Origin of the sequence: Streptomyces flaveolus (assembly GCF_044765825.1) — a bacterium.
Taxonomy (GTDB): domain Bacteria; phylum Actinomycetota; class Actinomycetes; order Streptomycetales; family Streptomycetaceae; genus Streptomyces; species Streptomyces flaveolus.
The window spans coordinates 284934-306595 of record NZ_JBIWKU010000011.1 but is presented as its reverse complement, the minus strand read 5'-3'; the positions used below and the strand labels follow the sequence as shown (position 1 = coordinate 306595).

The following is a 21662-nucleotide window of genomic DNA, read 5'->3' as shown; positions in this document are numbered from 1 at the left end:
TCCTTACCGGAGGGGGTTGGGCGACGGCACCGGAGGGGGTCAGGCGACGGCGTCGTGCAGCCGGGACGCCTGCTTGTCCTTCAGCGGGCCGATGACCGACAGCGAGGGCCGCCGGCCCAGGACGTCGCGGGCGACGGCACGGACGTCGTCCGGCGTGACCGAGGCTATCCGGGCCAGCATGTCGTCGACGGACATCTGCTCGCCCCAGCACAGTTCGCTCTTGCCGATACGGTTCATCAGCGCGCCGGTGTCCTCCAGGCCGAGGACGGTGGAGCCCTGGAGCTGGCCGACGGCGCGGCCGATCTCCTCGTCGGACAGTCCGTTCTCGGCGACGTGGTCGAGTTCCTCGCGGCAGATCTGCAGCACGTCGTGGACCTGGGAGGGGCGGCAGCCCGCGTACACGCCGAAGAGGCCGCAGTCGGCGAAGCCCGAGGTGTACGAGTACACGCTGTAGGCCAGGCCGCGCTTCTCGCGGACCTCCTGGAACAGGCGGGAGGACATGCCCCCGCCGAGGGCGGTGTTGAGGACGCCCATCGCCCAGCGGCGCTCGTCGGTGCGGGCCAGGCCTGGCATGCCGAGGATGACGTGCGCCTGCTCGGTCTTGCGGCCGATCAGCTCGACACGGCCCGCGGTGCGCAGGGTGCGCCGGCCCTCGCGCGGGGCGATGGGCGCGGCCACGGGGTCCTTGAAGGCGCCGGCCTTCTCGAAGGCGGCGCGGACCTGGCGTACGACCTTGTTGTGGTCGACGTTGCCGGCGGCGGCGACCACCAGGTGGGTCGGGTCGTAGTGCTTCCTGTAGAAGCGGCGGATGCGGTCGGCGGTGAGGGCGTTGACCGTGTCGACCGTGCCGAGGACGGGGCGGCCGAGGGCGTTGTCGCCGAACATCGTGTGCGCGAACAGGTCGTGCACGCAGTCGCCGGGGTCGTCCTCGGTCATCGCGATCTCTTCGAGGATGGCGCCGCGCTCGACGTCGACGTCCTCCTCGCGGATCAGGGAGCCGGTCAGCATGTCGCAGACGACGTCGATGGCCAGCGGCAGGTCGGTGTCGAGCACGCGCGCGTAGTAGCACGTGTACTCCTTCGCCGTGAACGCGTTCATCTCGCCGCCGACCGCGTCGACGGCGGAGGAGATGTCCAGGGCGGACCTGCGGGACGTGCCCTTGAAGAGCAGGTGCTCCAGGTAGTGGGTGGCGCCGTTCAGCGCGGGGGTCTCGTCGCGGGAGCCGACGTGCGCCCAGATGCCGAAGGTCGCCGAGCGGACCGAGGGCAGGGTCTCGGTGACGATGCGCAGGCCGCCCGGGAGGGTGGTCTTGCGGACCGTGCCGATGCCGTTCTCGCCCTGGATGAGCGTTTGGGTACGGGCGACGGCCCGCGCCTCCGAAGAGGTGCGGGCCGTCGCCTTGGAGCTACGGGACGTCACTGGTCGGCGTCGTCCTTCGTGTCCTCGGAACCTTCCTCGCCCTCGATCACGGGGATCAGGGAGAGCTTGCCGCGGGAGTCGATCTCGGCGATCTCGACCTGGACCTTGTGGCCCACACCGAGGACGTCCTCGACGTTCTCCACGCGCTTGCCGCCGGCGAGCTTGCGGATCTGCGAGATGTGCAGCAGACCGTCCTTGCCCGGGAGCAGCGACACGAACGCACCGAAGGTCGTCGTCTTCACGACGGTGCCCAGGTAGCGCTCGCCGACCTCCGGCATGGTCGGGTTGGCGATCGAGTTGATCGTGGCGCGGGCGGCCTCGGCCTGCGAGCCGACCTGGGCACCGATGTAGATGGTGCCGTCGTCCTCGATCGTGATCTCGGCGCCGGTGTCCTCCTGGATCTGGTTGATCATCTTGCCCTTGGGGCCGATGACCTCACCGATCTTGTCCACGGGGATCTTCACGGTGATGATCCGCGGGGCGTTCGGGGACATCTCGTCCGGCGTGTCGATCGCTTCCATCATCACGTCGAGGATGTGGAGGCGGGCGTCACGGGCCTGCTTGAGAGCGGCGGCCAGGACGGAGGCCGGGATGCCGTCCAGCTTGGTGTCGAGCTGGAGGGCGGTCACGAACTCCTTGGTGCCGGCGACCTTGAAGTCCATGTCGCCGAAGGCGTCCTCCGCACCGAGGATGTCGGTGAGGGCGACGTAGTGCGTCTCGCCGTTGATCTCCTGGGAGATCAGACCCATGGCGATACCGGCGACGGGGGCCTTCAGCGGCACACCGGCGTTCAGCAGCGACATGGTGGAGGCGCAGACCGAGCCCATGGAGGTCGAGCCGTTGGAGCCGAGGGCCTCGGACACCTGGCGGATCGCGTACGGGAACTCCTCGCGCGTCGGCAGCACCGGCACGATGGCGCGCTCGGCGAGGGCGCCGTGGCCGATCTCGCGGCGCTTCGGGGAGCCGACGCGGCCGGTCTCGCCGACGGAGTACGGCGGGAAGTTGTAGTTGTGCATGTAGCGCTTGCGGGTCACCGGGGAGAGGGTGTCCAGCTGCTGCTCCATGCGGAGCATGTTCAGGGTGGTGACGCCCAGGATCTGGGTCTCGCCACGCTCGAACAGGGCGGAGCCGTGGACCCGCGGGATGGCCTCGACCTCGGCGGCCAGGGTGCGGATGTCGGTGACACCGCGGCCGTCGATGCGGGTCTTCTCCTTGATGACGCGCTCGCGGACCAGGGACTTGGTCAGCGCGCGGTACGCGGCGGAGATCTCCTTCTCGCGGCCCTCGAACTCCGGCAGGAGCTTCTCGGCGGCGAGCCCCTTGACGCGGTCCAGCTCGGCCTCGCGCTCCTGCTTGCCGGCGATGGTGAGCGCCTGGGCGAGCTCGGGCTTGACCGCGGCGGTCAGCGCCTCCAGGACGTCGTCCTGGTAGTCGAGGAAGATCGGGAACTCGCCGGTCGGCTTCGCGGCCTTCGCGGCGAGGTCGGCCTGGGCGCGGCACAGCACCTTGATGAAGGGCTTCGCGGCGTCGAGACCGGCGGCGACGACCTCCTCGGTGGGCGCCTCGGCGCCGCCCTCGACCAGCTTGATGGTCTTCTCGGTGGCCTCGGCCTCGACCATCATGATCGCGACGTCGCCGTCCTCCAGGACGCGGCCCGCGACGACCATGTCGAAGACGGCGTCCTCGAGCTCGGTGTGCGTCGGGAAGGCCACCCACTGGCCGCGGATCAGCGCGACGCGGACGCCGCCGATCGGGCCGGAGAAGGGCAGGCCGGCCAGCTGCGTCGACGCGGAGGCGGCGTTGATCGCCACGACGTCGTACAGGTGGTCGGGGTTGAGCGCCATGATCGTGGCGACGACCTGGATCTCGTTGCGCAGGCCCTTCTTGAAGGACGGGCGCAGCGGGCGGTCGATGAGGCGGCAGGTGAGGACGGCGTCCTCGGACGGCCGGCCCTCACGGCGGAAGAAGCTGCCGGGGATCTTGCCGGCGGCGTACATCCGCTCCTCGACGTCCACCGTGAGGGGGAAGAAGTCGAGCTGGTCCTTGGGGTTCTTGGAGGCGCTCGTGGCCGACAGCACCATGGTGTCGTCGTCCAGGTAGGCCACGGCGGAGCCGGCGGCCTGCTTGGCCAGGCGGCCCGTCTCGAAGCGGATGGTGCGGGTGCCGAATGCGCCGTTGTCGATCACGGCTTCGGCGTAGTGGGTCTCGTTCTCCACTAGTGTTTTCTCCTCGTCTTCGTCCCTCCTCGCCCGTGTGGCGGGGGGACGGTGGCGGAGAAGCGCTCCGTCCTGTGCGGGCCGGTCTTCGATCGAAGCACCCGGGTCTCTTTCCCCGGGGGCCACTACCGAGGACCGGCGGCGGCGAGGCGCGCTTCTCCTCGTTTCGTTCGGTGCGCGTGGTGTGCTCCGCCTGTGCGGGTGCCCACCATGCTGAGTCGTACGTCCTGCGTTGTGCTACCACACTACAAAGCGGCGGTGACACCTCGCACGTACAGCAAAGGGAGCGGCCCCCGAACGATGGGAACCGCTCCCTCCACGGCGTCTTACTTGGCGCCCGCCGCACCGCGGCGGATGCCGAGGCGCTCGACCAGCGCACGGAAGCGCTGGATGTCCTTCTTGGCGAGGTACTGCAGCAGCCGGCGGCGCTGACCGACCAGGATCAGCAGGCCACGGCGGGAGTGGTGGTCGTGCTTGTGGGTCTTGAGGTGCTCGGTCAGGTCGGAGATCCGACGGGACAGCAGAGCGACCTGGACCTCGGGGGAGCCGGTGTCGCCCTCCTTGGTACCGAACTCGGAGATGATCTGCTTCTTGACGGCGGCGTCGAGCGACACGCGTACTCCTCTTTGGTCTGTGACTGGCCTTCGAGTGCCCCCGGTCTGCATCTCGGGGGATCTTCCGTGACTCGGAAGGCGGGGATCCGCTGGGCGCGGCCTCCAGGGCACTGGGCTCCGGGGGCGCGTACACAAACGGCCGTCACACAGCGTACCAGCCTGGGCGGACGCCGTTGTCCGCGGGCCCGGCGGCCGGGTCGTCACTCTTGCCGGTACGGACATCGGCAAACCGCTGAGCTGGGAGAACCCCCGGAAGTAGGGTAGCCGCGCATCCCGTTGGCACCGCAGGAAGGACCGAGCCCCGATGGCCGACGCCGAGGACAGGGAAATCAAGGCGCGCAAGGAGCGGGAGAGGGACGAGCTGTACTCCCTCGACATCTCCGGCGTCGAATGGCACAGCGCGCCCGGCACCGAGGAGCACGAGGAGCGGGTCGAGATCGCCTACCTTCCCGCCGGCGCCGTGGCCATGCGGTCGTCGCTCGACCCGGACACCGTGCTGCGGTACACGGAGGCGGAGTGGCGGGCTTTCGTCCTCGGCGCACGGGACGGGGAATTCGACCTGGAGCCGGCGCCGGGGAACGGCGCCGGGTGAGGCGGACGGGGCGGCACGGTGGGGCCGCCCCTCGGACCGGGGCGGCAGGTGTACGCCCCGCTTGTCGCCGGACACCGACACTCCGCCGGGAACCGGTGGTCAGTCGCTCGTCATCGACCGCGCCGAGGCATAGACGTCGAACACCGCCAGCGCGAGGGGGATCAGGGTCAGGAGAACGAAGGCTTCCGCGATCTCCGTGAAGCGGCCCCAGAAGGGGGTGACACCGCGCCGGGAGGTGATCAGGCCGATGGCCGTGACGAGAACGACGGCCGCGGCGACGGCCGCCGCGAGCCAAACGCTGCGGATGTCGAGGGCGGCGGTGTCGCCCTGGAGCGCGTCACGCCAGTACTCCGTGGGCGGATTCATCGCGAGCCCGAGCCCGAGGAAGACGAGGGAGCCGAGTCCGGCGGCCAGGGTGGCGGCGACCTGCGTGGTGTAACGGAACAGGTGGGCGCGCATCAGCATCGCGATCCCGGTGGCCAGGGCGAGGAGCTGGGCCCACACGTCGGCGGAGAAGCTGAGGACGATCGCCGCACCGACCGCGAGGAGCGCGCAGCCGCCGACCAGTCCCGCGAGGAGTTCGTGACCGCGGCGGGCCTGCGCGGCGACGCGTTCGGCGTCGACGGGTTCCGGGGAGACCGTCTCGTCCGTCGTGTAGGAACCGCGCGAGCCGTTGGGCAGCTCGAAGCCGATGGGCAGCCGGGCGAAGCGCATGGACAGGCCGGGCAGGAACGCCAGGGCGCACACCGACAGGGGCGCGCAGATCGCGGCCGTTTCCATGGGCTTCAGATGCGTCAGCATCGCGATGAAGGTCGTGAGCAGACCGATCGTGGCGGAGAAGACGAACGCCACGAAGGGGCTGTCGCCGCCCGGCGACACGAGGGTCAGCACGACGGAGGCGACCAGGACCGCCGCGCAGGCGAGCAGGAACTGGAGCCGTCCGATGCCCTGGCCGTCGGCGAGCGGCAGCAGTCCCGAGCCCGCCACGGCGATGTTGGGGAGAGCGCCCAGTCCGAGGGCGACCGCGGAGCCGCGGTCGTCGTACACACGGGCGCGGACACACGCGAAGGTGGTCAGCAGGACACCGGTGACCGCGGCGATGATGCCCTGGAGGCTGTGCATGTCGTGGTGGACCTGCGAACTCCAGGCCACGAAGGCGAGCAGCACCGGGAGGACGCCCGCGCCGATCAGGCCGGCGGTGCGCGTGAGCTCGCCGTCCCAGAGGGTGCGGTCGCGGGTGACGGCCGAGGCGACGGCCTCCGAGACGTCGTCGATGACGGCGGGGGGCAGCGATTCGGCGAAGGGCCGCAGCGTGAGCAGTTCCCCGTCCAGGATGCGCTGGGCCGCGAAGGACCGGGCGCTGTCGAGGACGGTGCCGTCACGGCGTACGAGGTGGTAGCCGACCGGGGCGCCCTCGGCGGGGCTCTGCTGGGAGAACCTGAGGATCTCCGGGTAGAGGTCGGCGACCGGTACGTCGTCGGGCAGTGCCACGTCGATGCGGCTGTCGGGAGCCACGATGGTGACCCGGCAGAAGCCGAGTCCCGTACCTGACCCCGCTGGGACTGTGCTGCCCGGTCCGCCGGCCGCGCCGGCCGGCGCGGAGGCCGTCATGCTCACCTGCTGTTCCCCCTCGTCGGTAATACGGGCTGGGCGCGGTAGCGTTGCGCCTCGCCCACCGGTAGCCATCGCCTCCGGCCGTTCCGCGCCGCTCGCGATCCCCGCCGATTCGCAACTGTTCACACGTCTCCCGGGCACCCTATCGTCCGCCGTCGTCAGCGGGAGTCAGTAGGATCGCCCTTCGCGATCGACGTGCGCCGGACACGGGGCGGCGGGCGGAACGGATCGGCCGGGCAAGGGAATTGGTGCGAAGTGAGCCACATCGTCGTCAAGCGCCCACCAAGGGCACTGCCGAAGGACGTGCCCACGCAGGAAGTCGTGCTGCAGCCACCGCCCGAACTCCCGCGGGGGCAGCAGGAAGGCGCCCTGATGCAGCTCCTGCCCATGCTCGGCATGGGTGGGTCCGTGGTCTTCTTCTTCAACCCGCAGGCCCAGCCGTTCATGAAGATCATGGGCATGGTGATGGTGGCCTCGACGATCGCGATGGGCATCGCGATGCTGGTCCGCTACCGCCGGGGCAACCAGGGACAGATGGCCGACATGCGCCGGGACTACCTGCGCTATCTGTCCCAGGCCCGGCAGTCCGCCCAGACGACCGCGCGGGTCCAGCGCGACGCCCAGTACTACCTGCATCCTTCACCGGAGCAACTGTGGGCACTGGTCGCCGAGGGCAGCCGGGTGTGGGAGCGGCGCGCCGGTGACGAGGACTTCGGTCAGGTGCGGGTGGGCCTCGGCCCGCAGGCCCTGGCCACTCCCCTGATCCCCCCGGAGACGGCCCCGGTCGACCAGTTGGAGCCGCTGACCACGGGCGCCATGCAGCGCTTCCTGGCCACGCACAGCACCCTCGACGACCTGCCGATGGCGATCTCGCTGCGCGCCTTCTACCACGTGACGGTCAGCGGCGAACCGGGCCCCGTGCGCGCCACCGCCCGCGCCGTCACCGCCTCGCTCGCCTCGCTGCACTCCCCCGACGACCTGGTCATCGCCATCGCCACCGGCCGGGAGTCCGCCGGGGAGTGGGAGTGGAGCAAGTGGCTGCCCCACGTGCAGTCCCCGGGCGCCGCGGACGGCGCGGGCAGCATCCGCCTGATCACGACCGACCCGGTGGAGCTGGAGGACCTGCTCGCCGACCGGCTCCAGGGGCGTCCCCGCTTCCACCCGGACGGACAGCCCGTACCCGACCAGCCGCATCTGGTCGTCGTGCTCGACGGAGTCTCGCTGCCGCCGACGTCCCTGCTGGCGAGCCCCGAGGGCATGCAGGGCGTCACGGTGCTGGAGGTCATGCCCGGAAGCCTCACCAGCGGGCGCGGTGACCTCTCGATCGTCGTTCACCCGAAGGAGCTGCGCCTGGAGTCGGCCCACGGCATGGTCTACGAGGGCACGCCCGACGGCCTGTCGTACGAAGCCGCCGAGGCTCTGGCGCGTCAGCTCGCGCCGCTGCGCATGGCGTCGGGCGGGGACGACGACGAACCGCTGCTGGCCAACCTGGAGTTCACCGACCTGCTCAACCTCGGGGACGCGGCCTCCGTCGACACCCGGCGCACCTGGCGGCCCCGCTCGCAGTCGGAGCGGCTGCGGGTGCCGATCGGCGTCGGCGAGGACGGCCGGCCCGTGATGCTCGACCTGAAGGAGGCGGCGCAGGAGGGCATGGGCCCGCACGGCCTGTGCGTCGGTGCGACCGGTTCCGGCAAGTCGGAGCTGCTGCGCACGCTGGTCCTCGGTCTCGCCGTCACGCACTCCTCCGAGACCCTCAACTTCGTGCTGGCGGACTTCAAGGGCGGTGCCACCTTCGCGGGCATGGCGCAGATGCCCCACGTCGCGGCCGTCATCACCAACCTCGCGGACGACCTGACCCTCGTCGACCGCATGGGCGACTCGATCCGCGGTGAGCTCAACCGCCGTCAGGAGATGCTCCGCGACGCGGGCAACTACGCCAACATCCACGCGTACGAGAAGGCGCGCGCCGCCGGTGCCGCGCTGCAGCCGATCCCGTCCCTCGTCCTGGTGATCGACGAGTTCAGCGAACTGCTCACGGCCAAGCCGGACTTCATCGAGATGTTCGTGCAGATCGGCCGCATCGGCCGGTCGCTGGGCGTGCACCTGCTGCTCGCCTCGCAGCGCCTGGAGGAGGGCCGCCTGCGCGGCCTGGAGACCTATCTGTCGTACCGGATCGGTCTGCGCACCTTCTCGGCGGCCGAGTCGCGGGCCGCGCTCGGCGTCCCCGACGCCTATGAACTGCCGAACGTCCCCGGCTCCGGCTTCCTGAAGTTCGGCACGGACGAGATGGTCCGCTTCAAGGCCGCGTACGTCTCGGGCGTGTACCGCACGAGCGCCCAGCAGACGGCGTCCTACGGGGGCCCGCTCCCGGTCGACCGCAGGCCCGTGCTGTTCACGGCCGCGCAGGTCCCGGTGCAGTACCTGGCGGTTCCCGCGCAGCGCGAGGAGACACGGGAGGAGACGGACGAGGCGCTCGCCGACACGGTCCTCGACGTCATCGTGCGGCGCCTGGAGGCGCAGGGGCCGGCCGCCCACCAGGTGTGGCTGCCGCCGCTGGACAGCCCGCCGTCGCTCGACACGCTGCTTCCGGGTCTCGCGGAGGTGCCGGGCCGTGGCCTGACCCAGCCCGGTTACGAGGGCGCGGGCCGGCTGGTGGTGCCCGTCGGTCTCGTCGACAAGCCCTACGAGCAGCGCCGTGACCCGCTGTGGGTGGACTTCGGCGGCGCGGCCGGCCATATGCAGATCCTCGGCGGTCCGCAGTCCGGCAAGTCGACACTGCTCCGCTCGATCATCGCCTCCTTCGGTCTCACCCACACTCCGCACGAAGTCCAGTTCTACGGCCTGGACTTCGGTGGCGGCGGCCTGTCGGCCGTGGCGGGCCTGCCGCACGTGGGCGGTGTGGCCTCGCGCCTCGACCCCGAGCAGGTGCGGCGCACGGCGGCCGAGGTGTACGGCGTCATGACCCGCCGCGAGGAGTACTTCCGCACCGCCGGCATCTCCTCCATCGCGGAGTTCCGGAGCCGCCGCGCGCGCGGCGACATCTCCGTGACCGACCAGCCGTGGGGCGACGTCTTCCTGGTCATCGACGGCTGGGGGAACTTCCGCACGGACTACGACGCCCTGGAGCCGTACGTCCTGGACATCGCGGCGCGTGGTCTCGGTTACGGCATCCACCTGATCCTGACGGCGTCCCGGTCCATGGAGGTCCGCGGCAACCTCAAGGACCAGCTGATGAACCGGCTGGAACTGCGGCTCGGCGACCCCATGGACTCCGAGTTCGACCGCAAGGTCGCGGCCAACGTGCCGACGGGCGTTCCCGGCCGGGGCCAGACCCCGCAGAAGCAGCACTTCATGGCGGCGGTGCCGCGCATCGACGGCCTGTCCTCCGACACGGACCTGGCGGAGGCGACGCAGGCGCTCGGCACCGAGGTCTCCCGGCACTGGCAGCAGCCCGGTGCCCCCGCGGTGCGGTTGCTGCCGAGGCAGTTTCCGGCGCAGCAGCTTCCGCCCGGCGACCGGTTCCCCCGGCACGGTGTCTCCTTCGCGCTCGACGAGGACAACCTCGAGCCGGTGTTCGTGGACTTCGAGCAGGACCCGTTCTTCCTGGTGTTCGGCGAGAGCGAGTCCGGCAAGTCGAACCTGCTGAAGCTCCTCATCCAGCGCATCACCGAGCGCTACGACGGGGACAGCTGCAAGCTGTTCGTCGTCGACAACCGGCGCTCCCTGCTGGGCGTGACCCCGTCCTCGCACCTGGCCGAGTACGTGCCGATGTCGAACCAGATGCAGCACCACATGGACGCGCTCGCCGAGCTGATGCAGCGCCGTACCCCGACCGCCGACGTCACGCCGGAGCAGCTGCGTGACCGCAGTTGGTGGAACGGGCCGACGATCTACATCGTCGTCGACGACTACGACCTGGTGGCCACGTCGAGCGGCAACCCGCTGGCGGGCCTGACCGAGATGCTGCCCTTCGCCCGGGACGTCGGCGTGCGCTTCATCATCGCCCGCTCCACGGCGGGCGCGGGCCGGGCCGGTTACGAGGCCTTCATGCAGCGCATCAAGGAACTCGGCGCGCAGGGCGTCATCCTCAGCGGCGACCCGGCCGAGGGCGACCTGCTCGGCGGAGTACGTCCGCGCCAGATGCCGCCGGGGCGGGGCGTGTTCGTGTCGCGGCGCAGGGGTAAGCCGCTGGTCCAGGTCGGATTGGTGGAGGACGGGACCGGACGGTGAAGGTCGTCCGCAGGATCGGGCTCTTCGGCGTGCTTCCCCTGGTACTCGCGCTCGCCGCCGCCTGGACCTGGTACCGGGTGAGCGACACGGGCCGGGGCTGGCGCTACGAGGACAAGCTCGCGACGTACTGCGGCGGCCTGATCCCGTACAAGGAGTCGGCGGTCTTCACCGGCCTCGACACCGAGGCCGGCCTGTCCCGGGACGGCGCGTACGGCTATGGCGAGGAACGCTACCGCTCGTGCCGGGTCGCGGACCTCACCGTGTCCGTCGGGCTGATCCCCGCTGACGCGTCTGTCTCGGGCACGCGTGACGACATGCTGAGCATGCTGGGTGGCGGCTCCCCGGACAGCCTGCCCGTGGCGCTGGGCGGCGGCTGGCGCGGTTACACGGACCTGCGGAACACGGGCGTCGTGCTGCCGTGCGCCGGCAAGGACGCGTCCCTGGTGGTGAGCATCGCCGGCGACGCGTCCCACGAGAACGCCGAGGCGAGCCGGGCGGTGGGACGGCTCGCCACCGCCGTCGCCCGCGAGGCGGCCGAGCGGGAGTCGTGCGAGACGACTTTCGGCGGTGCCATACCGGAACTCTCGCTCTCGAAGGGGAAGACCGCTCTGCTGAGCGCGTCGGGCACCTGCGCCGGCATCCGGATCCCGGATTCCGCGCCGGACGACTGGGTCGACTGGATCGAGGAGACCGAAGCGTCCGACAGCGCCCCGCTGGAGCGGTGCCTCCTGGGCGAGACGGGGGGACGTGACGAGGTCGTCTACTCCCTGAACGCGTCGTTCGGCCCGTACGCCCAACGGCTGCGGCCGGAGGCCGGCGACGACGAGGACTGGCCGCAGCCGGGCATGACACGCGACAGCGCTACGGCGACGGCGACCTGCCCGGGCAGCACCGTACCGGCCGTGTTCAGCATCGACGCGACGGTCTACGCCGCTCCGACGCGGGAGTTCCTCGGCTCGGCCCTGCGTGCCTTCGCGGAGCGGTCGGCGGGGCGGCACGGGTGCACGGGGCTTCGGCTGCCGGGGTGATCCGGGAACGCCGCGAGGGTGGGCGTCTCCCGCGCACGCCCACCCTCGTTCTCGCGACGGCCTCGGCCGTCGTGACCCCTGGGACTACTGGAGGTACCTGGACGCCGCCAGGTCACCCTCCATGTACGTACCGCCGGACTGGCCGACGACGTGACCGATGCCCGTCAGGGCCTGGTGGATGTCGCTGGCTTCCTTGTCCCAGCGGCGCAGCTTCTCGTCGAAGGTGTCCTGGGCCTTGCCCGCCCAGTACTGCTTGCTGTTCATGACCATCGTGCGCAGCTGCTGGATGTCGTCGTCGAGCTGCTTCGCCTCGTTGGCGATGTTCGTCGCCGCGAAGTCGAGCCCGTCGTACGTTACCTGCAGACCGTCCGCGTTACGGCTCATCTCTGCCTACCTCGTCTCTTCCGCCTGTGGTTGATGTCCGCGAGTGTCGACGCCCGAGAAGACTCAGGTCATCGAGCTGAACGGCGACGACTGGACCGTGGGGGCGCCGTCGTTGATGTTGATCTTGTTCACGGCCGCGCGGACTTCGTCTTCCTTGCTGTCCTTGATGTTGCGCGTCGCGGTCATCGCCTCGATGACGTCACCGAGGATGCGGCCCATGTTCTGCAGCGAGGTGTTGATCTCGTACTGCTTCGTGTCGAAGGCAGCACGGCCGATGCCCTGCCACTGGCCCTCGAGGCTGTCGATGACACCCTGCAGGCTGTGCACCCGCTTGCGGATGTTCTCGAACTTCTCGTACATGTCCTTCTGCAGCTTGATTACTGCTGCATCTTCAAGCTTCTGGTCGACGGCCATGTTCCGCCTGCCCTCCCTATTCCGTTTCGGGGTCCAACTGTGCGGCTCAACGCCCTGCGGCGGTAAGCACGTTCTCCATGCCCTGGCCTAGCGGCGCAGGGCTCGGGCGGCCGACGTCACGTGGCGCGACGCGATCGCAGGACGGCGAAGGCTCCGCCTCCGATCACGACGACGGCCGCGGCAGCGCCGAGCGCGATCCACAGCGTGCTGTTGTCGTCGTTCGAGGACTCGGCTGCCGCGTTCTCCGTCTTGTCCGCGCCCTCCGCCTTCGATCCTGCTGCGGCCTTGTCGGCGCCAGAAGAGCCTTCCGGGGCTTGTGACGAGCCTGTTGCGGAAGGGGAGGCAGCGGAAGCGGGCGGAATCTCCGTCACCAGCTTCTTCCCCTTCTCCTTGTTCCACTTGGCGAGGGGGTCGGAGTAGGGCGCGCCGGCGTCGTAGTTCGGGTTTTCGAGTACCTTGCGGGGACGAACGGTTCCGTAGCCCGCGTACTGAGTCGGGTCGTTCTTCGGCCACTTGCGGCTTGCGGTGTCGATGAGCGCCCGGGTGACCTGGTTCGCGGTCCAGTCGGGGTGGGCGGACCAGATGAGGGCGGCGGAGGCCGAGGCGATGGCGGTGGAGGCGCTGGTTCCCTCTAGGTCATGGCAGTACGACTCGAAGCTGGGGCGGCAGTAGCCCGGCATGTCTTCACCTGGCGCTACTAGGTCGACGTAGTTCCCGTGCGAAGAGAATTTCGAGATGTTGGCATCCTTGTCCATCGACGAAACACCCAACACGTACGGAGCCGCGGCTGGGTACCCAACATCCTCCCCGCCACTGTCGCCGTCGTTCCCTACGCCCGCGATGAGCAACTTGCCCTTCGCCGCAGCGTAGGTCACCGCTTCCTCGATGGCCGGGTCATAGTACGGACCACCGAAAGACATGTTGATGATCTGCACATCGGTATCAGCCGCAGCTTTGATCGCCTCAGCGGGCTCGGCTGTCTTTTTCTTTTCCGCCTCTGGCACGCCTGTGAGCACAATGCGGTACGGAACGATCTTCGCCCCCGGCGCAAGACCCTGGAGACCGCCATCGGCTCCTGTACCCGCGATCAGTTCGGCCATGGAGGTTCCGTGGCCCTGATAGTCCTTCGTTGCACCGTAGGCAACTTGCTTGGGCACTTCACCAGCGAGCACTTGCCCTTTGAGGGCGGGCGTGCTGGGATTCACGCCCGTGTCGATGACAGCGACCTTGATGCCCTTCCCAGTGCTGACTTTCCACATCGTCTCGGCCTGCATCGGCCCCAGGTACCACTGCTCCGACTGTGCGTCGGCGGCAGCCGCGCCCGGAGCGACACCCACGCCGACGGCGACCAGGGTGCTCGCAATGACGCTTCCCGCACGTACTGGTAGTCCGCGACGTGTTGCTGACTTCATGATGAGGTGGGTCCTCGCTCGGCTTAGTTGACGACTGGCGGCACGTCGCGCCGCGGATTCTGGGGCAGGTGCGTCTCTTCGTCTTCGACCAGGTAATCAGGCCGCTGTGTCTCTTCCTCTCGGCGCTCGTCTCGACGGTTGCCTTGCTTCCCGGGTTCACGCACGAGGCCGGCACCGCCCCGGGTCATACCATTCCGCTCGGCACGGGCGACGGAACTGCGCCCGGCGGGAGCACCTGTGACAGGGGACTTGGCGTAGGCGTCCACGGAGCCGTTCGCGCCACCGCGAAGCCCAGGGCGCCCCTTCACGGAACCGAATGTTCCCTCGGCCCCGACTACTGTTCCGCGTGGGATTCGGGCGCCGCCGCGGCCCGCACCTCCGGGAACAGATCCGGGTCGACCTCCCACCACACCATTGCCTCGGCCTGCTCCGGTGACCGGGCCACCTCCTGCCTTCGGCTGGGTCGGCGAGGTGGCCCGGGGAGTACCTCCACTGACCCCCTGGCTCGTCGAAATCGGCTTCGCCCCAGAGGTCGTGCCTGCGGCAGTGGACTGACCAGCCGGCGTAGTTCGACCCATTTGGTTCAGGGGGCCCTGACCGACCTGACGACCAGGCCCTGTAACTCCTCTTGCCACAGGCCCTGCAGGAGCTGCAGGCGTCGTTCGTCCCTGAGCAGTCAGCGGCGACCGGAAGCCATTCGTTCGCCCATTCGACGGACCGACCTGCCGGGCCGGGGAGAACGGTGCCGTCTGGCCAGTCGAGAAGGGGCCCGTCGGGCCACTGCCCTCGGTCGGCGGCAAGGAAGTTGGCAAAGTCTGGCCGTGAGAGGGGGCTGTGGGAACGGTCGGGGCAATGGCATTGTCGATGGTCGTCCCAACAGACACGGTGGGATCGAGGACTTCCCTCGGGCCCCCGTCCGGGACGACGACTGTGCCGCTCTCGCCTTGCGGCTGGGCAGGATGGCCGACGTCCGTGGCCGAGTGACGGCTGATGGTGTTGCCCGACGTTACGCCTTGCTTTGCGCTAGAGTCCGCCCCTTCGGGCTGACGGTACCGAGAATCCCGCTCCGGCTGCGGAACGCCCACGTCCGGCATGGTCTTGAACTCGGGTTGCGGCAGCTCGCTGAGTTGCACGCTGGCCACAGCGTAGTAGGACGACAATCGGTTCATCTGGTTGATCGCCTCTTGGCGGTCCTTCTCCACACGGACCGCTTCGGCGTACTCGGGGTTGCCCTCGACCTGCTTGGGCGTCGGAAGCTTCTCCGGCTTCACGTCCTGCCCCGGCGGCCTCGTGTCACGAGGCGGCATGGCCTTGCGGACCGCCGCCAGGCCCACTGCAGCCGCCGTGATCTGGTCACCCGCACCGCCGGCGAAGTCGCTCAGCCCGTACGTGCTCGTGACGAGCGAGCGACCCCACTTACGGAAGGCCTCACCCGACTCGCCGACCCAATGGACGTTCTCGATGTGGCCGTCCAGCTCCTTGGCAGCCTCCGTGATGGCATCTCGCGCGTCCCACAGGGCCTTCCCTGAAGACTCAAGGTCTTCCGGGTTGGTCTGCTCGACCAGCTCGATCATGTCGTTCAGACGGTGATTGTCGAAATTCGTGCGCCCCTGCACACCGCGTTCGTATGCCGTGCCCTTGGCCGCCGTACGCACCATGTTGTCGATGGCTCCGAAGAGGAAGCCACCGCTCGGATTCTGCTCGGCGTGCCGCGTGAGGTCCGTGAACGTGTTCTGCCCGGAGACCCGCTCCAGATCCTGCTCGTGCTGCTTGTCGGTCATCACAGGTCCCCGGTGGTCTTGTCGCCCTGAGCGCGCTGCTTGCCGTCTCCTGCGTCCTGAAGGCCCTTGATCTGCGCCTGGATCGCCGCAAAGCGACGGCGCTGCTCCTCTTCGAGGTTGTCGAAGCCCACATGCGCGCCCCGGACTGCGATGCCGATCGCCTCGATCTGCAGGTGCAGGGTCTTGGACAGGGAGGTGAGCTTTTCGTGCACCTCGTTGTACTGCAGGTACAGGGCGTGCGCCTCGGGGAAAGCGGACGGGTTCCCCGCCAGCGAGCCCGGCTTGATCGTCTGGGCGCCCACTCGTGTCGGGTTGCCGGGCGATCCCTCAAGGGTGGTCAGGACCCCGTCCACCCGCTTAACGAACGTGCTCAGTGCCTCGCCGGTGACCTCCAGGTTCGCTGCCCTGGCTGCCGACACGCCCCCCACCATGTCCGCTGGAAGCACGTCGCTCCCTCCCCGTTCCCCGTAGCTTCATCACTGTGGCCGGTCGGCCACTCGCCCCCGCGATCGCAAAGCGGGTCGCGCGCGTTTCGCGATCACCACTGTAGTCAACGGGTACGACAGGGCCAACCGTGAAGTGTGCTAGTCCAGTTACAAAGGCGCCCCGGACATGACACTTTGACCGATCTGGCGGTCAGTGTCGGGTCACGTGCGCAGAGCGCGACCGATCGCCGACAGTCGGGCGCACCGCGACTGCGGCCGTGTGGTTAAAAGGTGAACGAAGCGTCACCGTCGTCCGCCTGGGCACCGGGGCACACAACGTCCCATCACTCGAAGTAGTGCACCCGCACGGTGTTGCCCGCCGTTCCTCTTCGTGTGCGCTGCGGGCGTGCGACCGGCGTGTCATGCATGACGCTCCCTTTCCCGCCACCGGATCACCCCGAAAACTTCACCTCCGCAATCGCCCCGCGTCGGACGCAACCAGTTGGCGTGCCAGCACCGATTGCTAACTTGTGGCGGAGTCCGGATATCGCAGGACGCCCACCGACCGGCACAGGCGACAGGCAGTCCTGCACACGGGGAGGGTTGCCGTCCATGGCATGGAACGAGTGGGAACAGCTCAAGGCCGACGCGCTGCAGCGCCAACCGGACACCGCGCACATGCAGTTGAACCAGGCGGACGGCGGGGCGCCTCCCGTGCCGGGCTCGTACGGTGACCTCAAGGTCGCGAATGACGGTCTCACCAAGATCGGCTCGGCCGCGTTCGAGCTCTACGACCAACTGTGGAGCAAGGCACGCGTCGCCGTGCCCACCAGTGACTCCGCGGCCACGGACCTGTCGAAGCAGGGTTTCGCGCTCGGCGCGGGGCTCAAGCACGTGTCGACCCGCTGGGACGAGCAGCTGAAGTCACTGATGGACGCGTGCGCCCACATCTCGAACCACATGCGGGTCACCAAGAAGGTGCATGACGGGGACGAGGGCTACATCCAGCGGCAGATGAGCAGCATCGCCATGCTGGACGCCGGCTTCGACGAGCGGGTCGGGGCGCCGGGCGAGAAGAACAAGATCTATGGGGAGCCGAGCAAGAAGAAGGACGACTGAGAGGCGCTTCACGCCACTCGCCCCAGCTCACCTCCCGCTCACCCCAAGGACGCGAACCATGGAACTCGACACTCTCCGCGACGCCGACTTCAAGCTGCTCGACGACGCCGTCAAGGACTGGTCCACCCTCGTCAAGAACCTCGAAACGCTGAAGAAGGACGCCGAGGACAACCTGCACAAGGGCGCCAACAAGGCCGAGTGGGCCGGCGTGAACGCAAAGGTGTCGAAGGAGTTCATCGGCAAGACCGCCGGTGAGTTCGCTGATGCCCATACCCAGGCCGACACCATCCACAGGATCTTGAGCGACACAGCGGGCGAGCTGAAGGGCTTCCACAAGCAACTCGTCGAAGCCATTGACGGCGGGCGGAAGAAGGGCCTGAAGGTCATCGGGTTCGAGGGGGGCTTCACCGTCACCACGGACGCTCCCCCGGAAGCGCGCAGCAAGATGGACCAGGACAACCAGGCGGACATCACCGCGCTCCGGGACGAGATCCAGAGAATCCTCAACGCGGCCAGCGAGACGGACAACTCCGCCAAGACCGTCCTGCAGGCCATCGCCGACCAGAGCAAGATGGGGTTCTCCGACGCCAGCTACAAGGACCGGGACACCGCGGCCGATGCCATCAAGAAGGCCGACGAGCTGGCCGCGCTCGCGAGGAAGGATCCCGACGACCTGAGTGTGAAGGACTTCGATGCGCTCAACGCGGGGCTGAAGAAGTACGGCGCCGACGAGCTGTTCGCCGAACGGTTCGCCACCGCTCTCGGGGCGGAGAAGACGCTGGAGTTCTGGGCCGGGGTCGCTGACCCGCAGCGTGGAGACTGGGACTTGGACCGCGAGCGTCGTGAACAGTTCGACGACCTGCAGCGCAGTCTTGGCATGACGCTCGCCCACGCCACACAGAGCGACTCGATGGCGATGGCCGACTGGAAGCGCACGATGGTCGACATCGGCGACAAGCCGCTGTACGGCGACCGCGGCGGGCCGATGGGCTTCCAGGTCATGAGCAACCTCATGCGGACCGGTGACTACGACGACCGGTTCCTGAACAGCTACGGCTCGAAGCTCATGGCCACCGAGCGCAAGCTGACGGGCAACGGGGAGCACCCGAACATGGCCTGGCGCCAGGGGCCGGGTAATCCCTTGCTGAACCGGATCGGGGACGACAGCGGGTCGGATCCGCTCACGGGCTACTTGAAGGGCCTGTCCAACAGCCCGGATGCGGCTACCGACTTCTTCAACGAACCGTTCATCTCGAAGGACGACCCGGACAACCCGTTCGAGCGGGACTCGGACGACGAGAACACCTACAAAGGCAAGGTGTCGCTCTCCAACTTCCAGTACCTCTTCGAAGAGCGGGACTGGCCGCCGGAGTCGGACTCCAAGGGCGATGATCTGCACACCGGGCAGAACAACCTGGCCTTGGCCTTGGAAGCTGCGACGACAGGGCACCCGGCAGGTGAGATGCCCACGGCCGACACACCTGCGCACAATGAGGGGCAGACGAAGCTCTTCGAAAGCCTCGTCACCTCTATCTCAGACGACAGCGAGCGGCTTACCGGCCACTCCTACATGTCAGACAGCATCGGTCAAATTGCCTCCGAGTATCTGCCTGATATCAACCGCGCGGCAACCGACGTGGACCCACATCCGGACAAGGGAGACGTTGACGCCCAGCAAGCATGGAAGCGCATTGAGAACCTTTACCCAGTATCCGGCTCTTCCGCAGAGCTGAATCATCGGGATGCGGCCCGCTTCCTCTTCACCATCGGCCAAAATCCGGAAGGCTATGCAGCCGTCGAAGTGGGCCAGAAGCGCTACATGACAGACTTGATGGATTACCACTTGAACCCTGCCGTCCCAGAAAACCTACGTCCGAACCACGACCAAGAGCTCACGATTCGGGCCATCGCGGGACACTCTGGCGAGGTATCAGGAACGCTTGCAATGGGACGTAACGAAGCCGTCGCATCCGGAGCAGTTTCAAGCGACTCTGATTACGATCATTCCGTGGCCCAGTGGAAGAACGTTGCCTCGGGGACTATCGGCCTCGGCGTTGGCGTTGGCACGTCCTTCATTGCCTCCCCCGCGGTGGGAGCGGGCGTTGGCGGTGCCGCAGGGACGGTGACCAGCGTCGTCCTGGAACAGATGTTCAAGGATGCGGAAGGGAACGCCAAGGACGGTGCTGGGCCCAAGATGGGCGAGAACTGGGAGAACGGGCAGGACACGAATATGGCATACACCCGGCGAGCGGCATCTGAGGCTGCGAGGGCTCACAAGCTCGCCCACCCAGGAGACATCGCCACTTGGGCGGAAGATGAGTCCTCGAAGGGATACCTCTCGGCTGGCTCCTACATGGAACGCGTGGCGCCCGAACTCGTGACCGACATGTGACCGGTTCGTAGCCCTCAACCCTTCCCCCGACGCGGATAAGCCGAGGAGTTCGTCCACTTGCGCACTCGACATCTCACACAGGCCTGGATGATGCTCGTGGTCTTGGGCTGCCTCGCTAGCTGTAGCGAGGCCGATCAGAAGCAGGAGTACAGAGTCCCCAAGTCACTCTGCGGTATTTCGGTTGATCAGGGGGCGCTTTCTCAGTTGCTTCCGCCAGGAAAAAAGATCAGCTTCCAGGAGAAGAATCCGGTCCCCAGCCGGGCACGTTGCCAAGTGAACGTCGACCAAAAGGCAGCACTGATGTCGAGCCAGGAGTGGTGGGAAGAAGGTACGGACATCGTCGAGGTGGCTCAAGGTATCCCTCAGCTGAAGTCAGCGAAATTGACAGGTGACGGCAACTACCTACTTACGGGCTCGGGTGCCGTGAAGAAAGCGCATTGCTCCAGCACCGAACATCCCGGACGCGACCTTTTCGTCACCGTTCAGGCGTATGCGGACGAGGTAGACGATTCAGCCGCGATGGAGAGAATGATTACCGCGTACACGCGGTCGGTCGAGAACTCGGCAGCATGCCGATGAAGGGGCAGGGCACGCGTCGGCGTAGTACCTTGGCAGGCTGCGCTGCCGACCCGGTCTGGCTACTGTTCCGCGAACGGACCGAGCGGGCTCTTCGCGGTGACGCGGCGTCGGTCGGTCTGGAAGATCTCTGAGTTGGTGCCCTCACTTGCGGACGTACAAGGACCGACCGGCTCGCGCCCTCACCGCCCCCCGCGCCTCCGTCGTGCGTCTCTGATCGCCACTGCCGTGCCGGTCAGGCCCGCTACCAGGACCAGGCCGGCCACGACCACGTACGTGCCCACTCGGGTGTTGCGTTCCTCGGCCGTTTCGCCGAAGTGGACCGGGGGGACCGAGGGGGCCTCGGCCGGGAGTACGCCCTTGTCGGGGGCCGGGGACTGCACGGGGTGGGCCGGGTCGACGTCCGTGAGGGCCTTGAGGGGGTCGATGACGCCCCAGCCGACGAGGCGGTCGTGGCCGGGGATGGAGCGTTCGGCCGTCTGCTCGATCTGGGCGACGATCTCGGCGGCCGTCCACTTGGGGTACTTGGCCTTCAGGAGGGCCGCCACCCCGGCCACGTAGGGCGCGGAGAAGCTCGTGCCGTTGTCCGAGCAGTGGCCGCCGCCGGGGACCGTGGAGATCATGTCGACGCCGGGGGCCGCCACGCCGACGAACTCGCCCGACTGGGAGAAGGGCGCGCGTTCGTTGTTGCGGTCGGAGGACGCCACGGCGAGGACGCCGTCGTAGGAGGCCGGGTAGGTGACCTTGACGTTGCCGCCGAGGCCGTCGTTGCCGGCGGAGGCGACGACCACGACCTGCTGGGCCAGGGCGTAGTCCACCGCGGCCTTCAGGCTCTGGGCGGGCTCGACGGCGTTGGCCGTGTCCTGGGAGATGTTGATGACGTCGGCGCCCGCGTCGACGGCGTAGCGGATCGACTGCGCGAGGGTCTGCGCGGTGCCGTTGCCCTCCGCGTCGTTCTGCTTGACGGGGATGATCGTGGCCTCGGGGGCCAGGCCGGCGAAGCCGGTTCCCTTGGCGGGGCGGGCGGCGATGATGCCGGCCACCCGGGTGCCGTGGCCGACGGTGTCCGTGGTGCCCTGCGCGTTGCCCCGCTCGATCTCCTCGCCCTTGGAGTTCTTGGCGGGGAGGTAGTTCTTGCCCTTGGACGCGTCGACGGCGGCGGTGAGTTGCGGGTTCTTGACATCGACGCCCGTGTCGATCACCGCGACGCGTACGCCGGCGCCCTTGGACTGCTCCCACAGCTCGTCCAGGTTGACGCGTTGCAGCGACCACGGCCGGCCTTCGTACTTCTTCGACGGGAACGTGCACTGTCCGCCGTCGTCGGCCCTGGCCTCGGGCGCCGGGAGGGCGCACACCGCCGTCCCCGCGAGGAGCGTCGCCGCGAGAACGGTCGCAGCGGTGCGGGGGGTCCTGGTGAAGCGGCGTTCCTGCAGCATGTCTTCGTCG

The 21662-nt window shown here is 68.4% G+C and carries 16 protein-coding genes; 6 read left to right on the top strand and 10 right to left on the bottom strand.

Translation table 11 applies throughout. From position 1 onward, the window contains the following. Positions 1-39: 39 nt before the first annotated feature. The 3 genes from ACIRG6_RS29940 to rpsO all read right to left on the bottom strand — a co-directional run bounded on the left by ACIRG6_RS29940 (position 40) and on the right by rpsO (position 4249). Entirely contained in the window at positions 40-1419 is a 1380-nt protein-coding gene (locus ACIRG6_RS29940) for a M16 family metallopeptidase (RefSeq protein WP_403325044.1), read from the bottom strand. After that, positions 1416-3635, bottom strand: coding sequence for a polyribonucleotide nucleotidyltransferase (locus tag ACIRG6_RS29935; RefSeq protein ID WP_189233158.1), 2220 nt, complete (start codon positions 3633-3635; stop codon positions 1416-1418). The genes ACIRG6_RS29940 and ACIRG6_RS29935 overlap by 4 nt, the downstream gene beginning before the upstream one ends. Positions 3636-3961: 326 nt before the next feature. After that, the gene (gene rpsO, locus ACIRG6_RS29930; protein WP_006130415.1) at positions 3962-4249 is read right to left on the bottom strand and encodes a 30S ribosomal protein S15; all 288 of its coding nucleotides are present in this window, start codon (positions 4247-4249) and stop codon (positions 3962-3964) included. Between the two features lie 304 nt (positions 4250-4553). Between rpsO and ACIRG6_RS29925 the strand changes: the two genes are divergently transcribed. Beyond that, on the top strand, positions 4554-4841 hold the full coding sequence (locus ACIRG6_RS29925) for a DUF397 domain-containing protein (RefSeq protein WP_239763512.1): 288 nt from the start codon (positions 4554-4556) through the stop codon (positions 4839-4841). 99 nt (positions 4842-4940) lie between these two features. Here ACIRG6_RS29925 and eccD read toward each other — a convergent pair whose 3' ends face one another. Beyond that, complete coding sequence (eccD, locus tag ACIRG6_RS29920; RefSeq protein WP_318214681.1) at positions 4941-6452, bottom strand: type VII secretion integral membrane protein EccD; 1512 nt, start codon at positions 6450-6452, stop codon at positions 4941-4943. 258 nt (positions 6453-6710) lie between these two features. Here eccD and eccCa point away from each other — a divergent pair, with 258 nt between their 5' ends. Next, positions 6711-10685 (top strand): type VII secretion protein EccCa, encoded by a 3975-nt coding sequence (eccCa, locus tag ACIRG6_RS29915; protein ID WP_403325043.1) that lies wholly within the window; start codon positions 6711-6713, stop codon positions 10683-10685. Continuing rightward, the gene (locus ACIRG6_RS29910; RefSeq protein ID WP_403325042.1) at positions 10682-11713 is read left to right on the top strand and encodes a hypothetical protein; all 1032 of its coding nucleotides are present in this window, start codon (positions 10682-10684) and stop codon (positions 11711-11713) included. Before eccCa ends, ACIRG6_RS29910 begins: the two co-directional genes overlap by 4 nt. An 84-nt stretch (positions 11714-11797) precedes the next feature. On the opposite strand, the gene ACIRG6_RS29905 is transcribed toward ACIRG6_RS29910, so the two are convergent. The 5 genes from ACIRG6_RS29905 to ACIRG6_RS29885 all read right to left on the bottom strand — a co-directional run bounded on the left by ACIRG6_RS29905 (position 11798) and on the right by ACIRG6_RS29885 (position 16123). Beyond that, positions 11798-12097 carry a WXG100 family type VII secretion target gene (locus tag ACIRG6_RS29905; protein WP_239763506.1) on the bottom strand — a complete coding sequence of 100 codons (300 nt, stop codon included), beginning with the start codon at positions 12095-12097 and terminating at the stop codon, positions 11798-11800. Positions 12098-12160: 63 nt separating this feature from the next. Continuing rightward, on the bottom strand, positions 12161-12511 hold the full coding sequence (locus tag ACIRG6_RS29900) for a WXG100 family type VII secretion target (RefSeq protein ID WP_189233153.1): 351 nt from the start codon (positions 12509-12511) through the stop codon (positions 12161-12163). Positions 12512-12627: 116 nt separating this feature from the next. Continuing rightward, complete coding sequence (locus ACIRG6_RS29895; RefSeq protein WP_403325041.1) at positions 12628-13923, bottom strand: S8 family serine peptidase; 1296 nt, start codon at positions 13921-13923, stop codon at positions 12628-12630. A 23-nt stretch (positions 13924-13946) separates the two neighbouring features. After that, positions 13947-15704 carry a WXG100 family type VII secretion target gene (locus ACIRG6_RS29890; RefSeq protein WP_403325040.1) on the bottom strand — a complete coding sequence of 586 codons (1758 nt, stop codon included), beginning with the start codon at positions 15702-15704 and terminating at the stop codon, positions 13947-13949. Beyond that, positions 15704-16123, bottom strand: a complete 420-nt coding sequence (locus tag ACIRG6_RS29885) for a hypothetical protein (RefSeq protein ID WP_403325039.1) — start codon at positions 16121-16123, stop codon at positions 15704-15706. Before ACIRG6_RS29885 ends, ACIRG6_RS29890 begins: the two co-directional genes overlap by 1 nt. Before the next feature lie 618 nt (positions 16124-16741). Here ACIRG6_RS29885 and ACIRG6_RS29880 point away from each other — a divergent pair. The 3 genes from ACIRG6_RS29880 (at position 16742) to ACIRG6_RS29870 (ending at position 20219) form a co-directional block, all read left to right on the top strand. Then, positions 16742-17248 carry a hypothetical protein gene (locus tag ACIRG6_RS29880; protein WP_365022981.1) on the top strand — a complete coding sequence of 169 codons (507 nt, stop codon included), beginning with the start codon at positions 16742-16744 and terminating at the stop codon, positions 17246-17248. A gap of 58 nt (positions 17249-17306) precedes the next feature. Further along, a complete protein-coding gene (locus ACIRG6_RS29875; RefSeq protein ID WP_403325038.1) occupies positions 17307-19640 on the top strand; it encodes a hypothetical protein in 2334 nt (777 codons plus the stop codon). 87 nt (positions 19641-19727) lie between these two features. Beyond that, positions 19728-20219: a hypothetical protein gene (locus ACIRG6_RS29870; RefSeq protein ID WP_403325037.1), complete on the top strand. Its 492-nt coding sequence runs from the start codon at positions 19728-19730 to the stop codon at positions 20217-20219. A gap of 179 nt (positions 20220-20398) precedes the next feature. On the opposite strand, the gene mycP is transcribed toward ACIRG6_RS29870, so the two are convergent. Next, entirely contained in the window at positions 20399-21652 is a 1254-nt protein-coding gene (mycP, locus tag ACIRG6_RS29865; RefSeq protein ID WP_403325036.1) for a type VII secretion-associated serine protease mycosin, read from the bottom strand. Between the last annotated feature and the right edge of the window lie 10 nt (positions 21653-21662).

Bases quoted from the DNA above. Each gene is read 5' to 3' on its own strand.
- ACIRG6_RS29875 (WP_403325038.1), top strand. From the start codon at position 17,307: ATGGAACTCGACACTCTCCGCGACGCCGACTTCAAGCTGCTCGACGAC.
- eccD (WP_318214681.1), bottom strand. From the start codon at position 6,452: ATGACGGCCTCCGCGCCGGCCGGCGCGGCCGGCGGACCGGGCAGCACA.
- mycP (WP_403325036.1), bottom strand. From the start codon at position 21,652: ATGCTGCAGGAACGCCGCTTCACCAGGACCCCCCGCACCGCTGCGACC.
- ACIRG6_RS29895 (WP_403325041.1), bottom strand. From the start codon at position 13,923: ATGAAGTCAGCAACACGTCGCGGACTACCAGTACGTGCGGGAAGCGTC.
- ACIRG6_RS29880 (WP_365022981.1), top strand. From the start codon at position 16,742: ATGGCATGGAACGAGTGGGAACAGCTCAAGGCCGACGCGCTGCAGCGC.
- ACIRG6_RS29890 (WP_403325040.1), bottom strand. From the start codon at position 15,704: ATGACCGACAAGCAGCACGAGCAGGATCTGGAGCGGGTCTCCGGGCAG.
- ACIRG6_RS29870 (WP_403325037.1), top strand. From the start codon at position 19,728: ATGATGCTCGTGGTCTTGGGCTGCCTCGCTAGCTGTAGCGAGGCCGAT.
- ACIRG6_RS29905 (WP_239763506.1), bottom strand. From the start codon at position 12,097: ATGAGCCGTAACGCGGACGGTCTGCAGGTAACGTACGACGGGCTCGAC.
- ACIRG6_RS29925 (WP_239763512.1), top strand. From the start codon at position 4,554: ATGGCCGACGCCGAGGACAGGGAAATCAAGGCGCGCAAGGAGCGGGAG.
- ACIRG6_RS29900 (WP_189233153.1), bottom strand. From the start codon at position 12,511: ATGGCCGTCGACCAGAAGCTTGAAGATGCAGCAGTAATCAAGCTGCAG.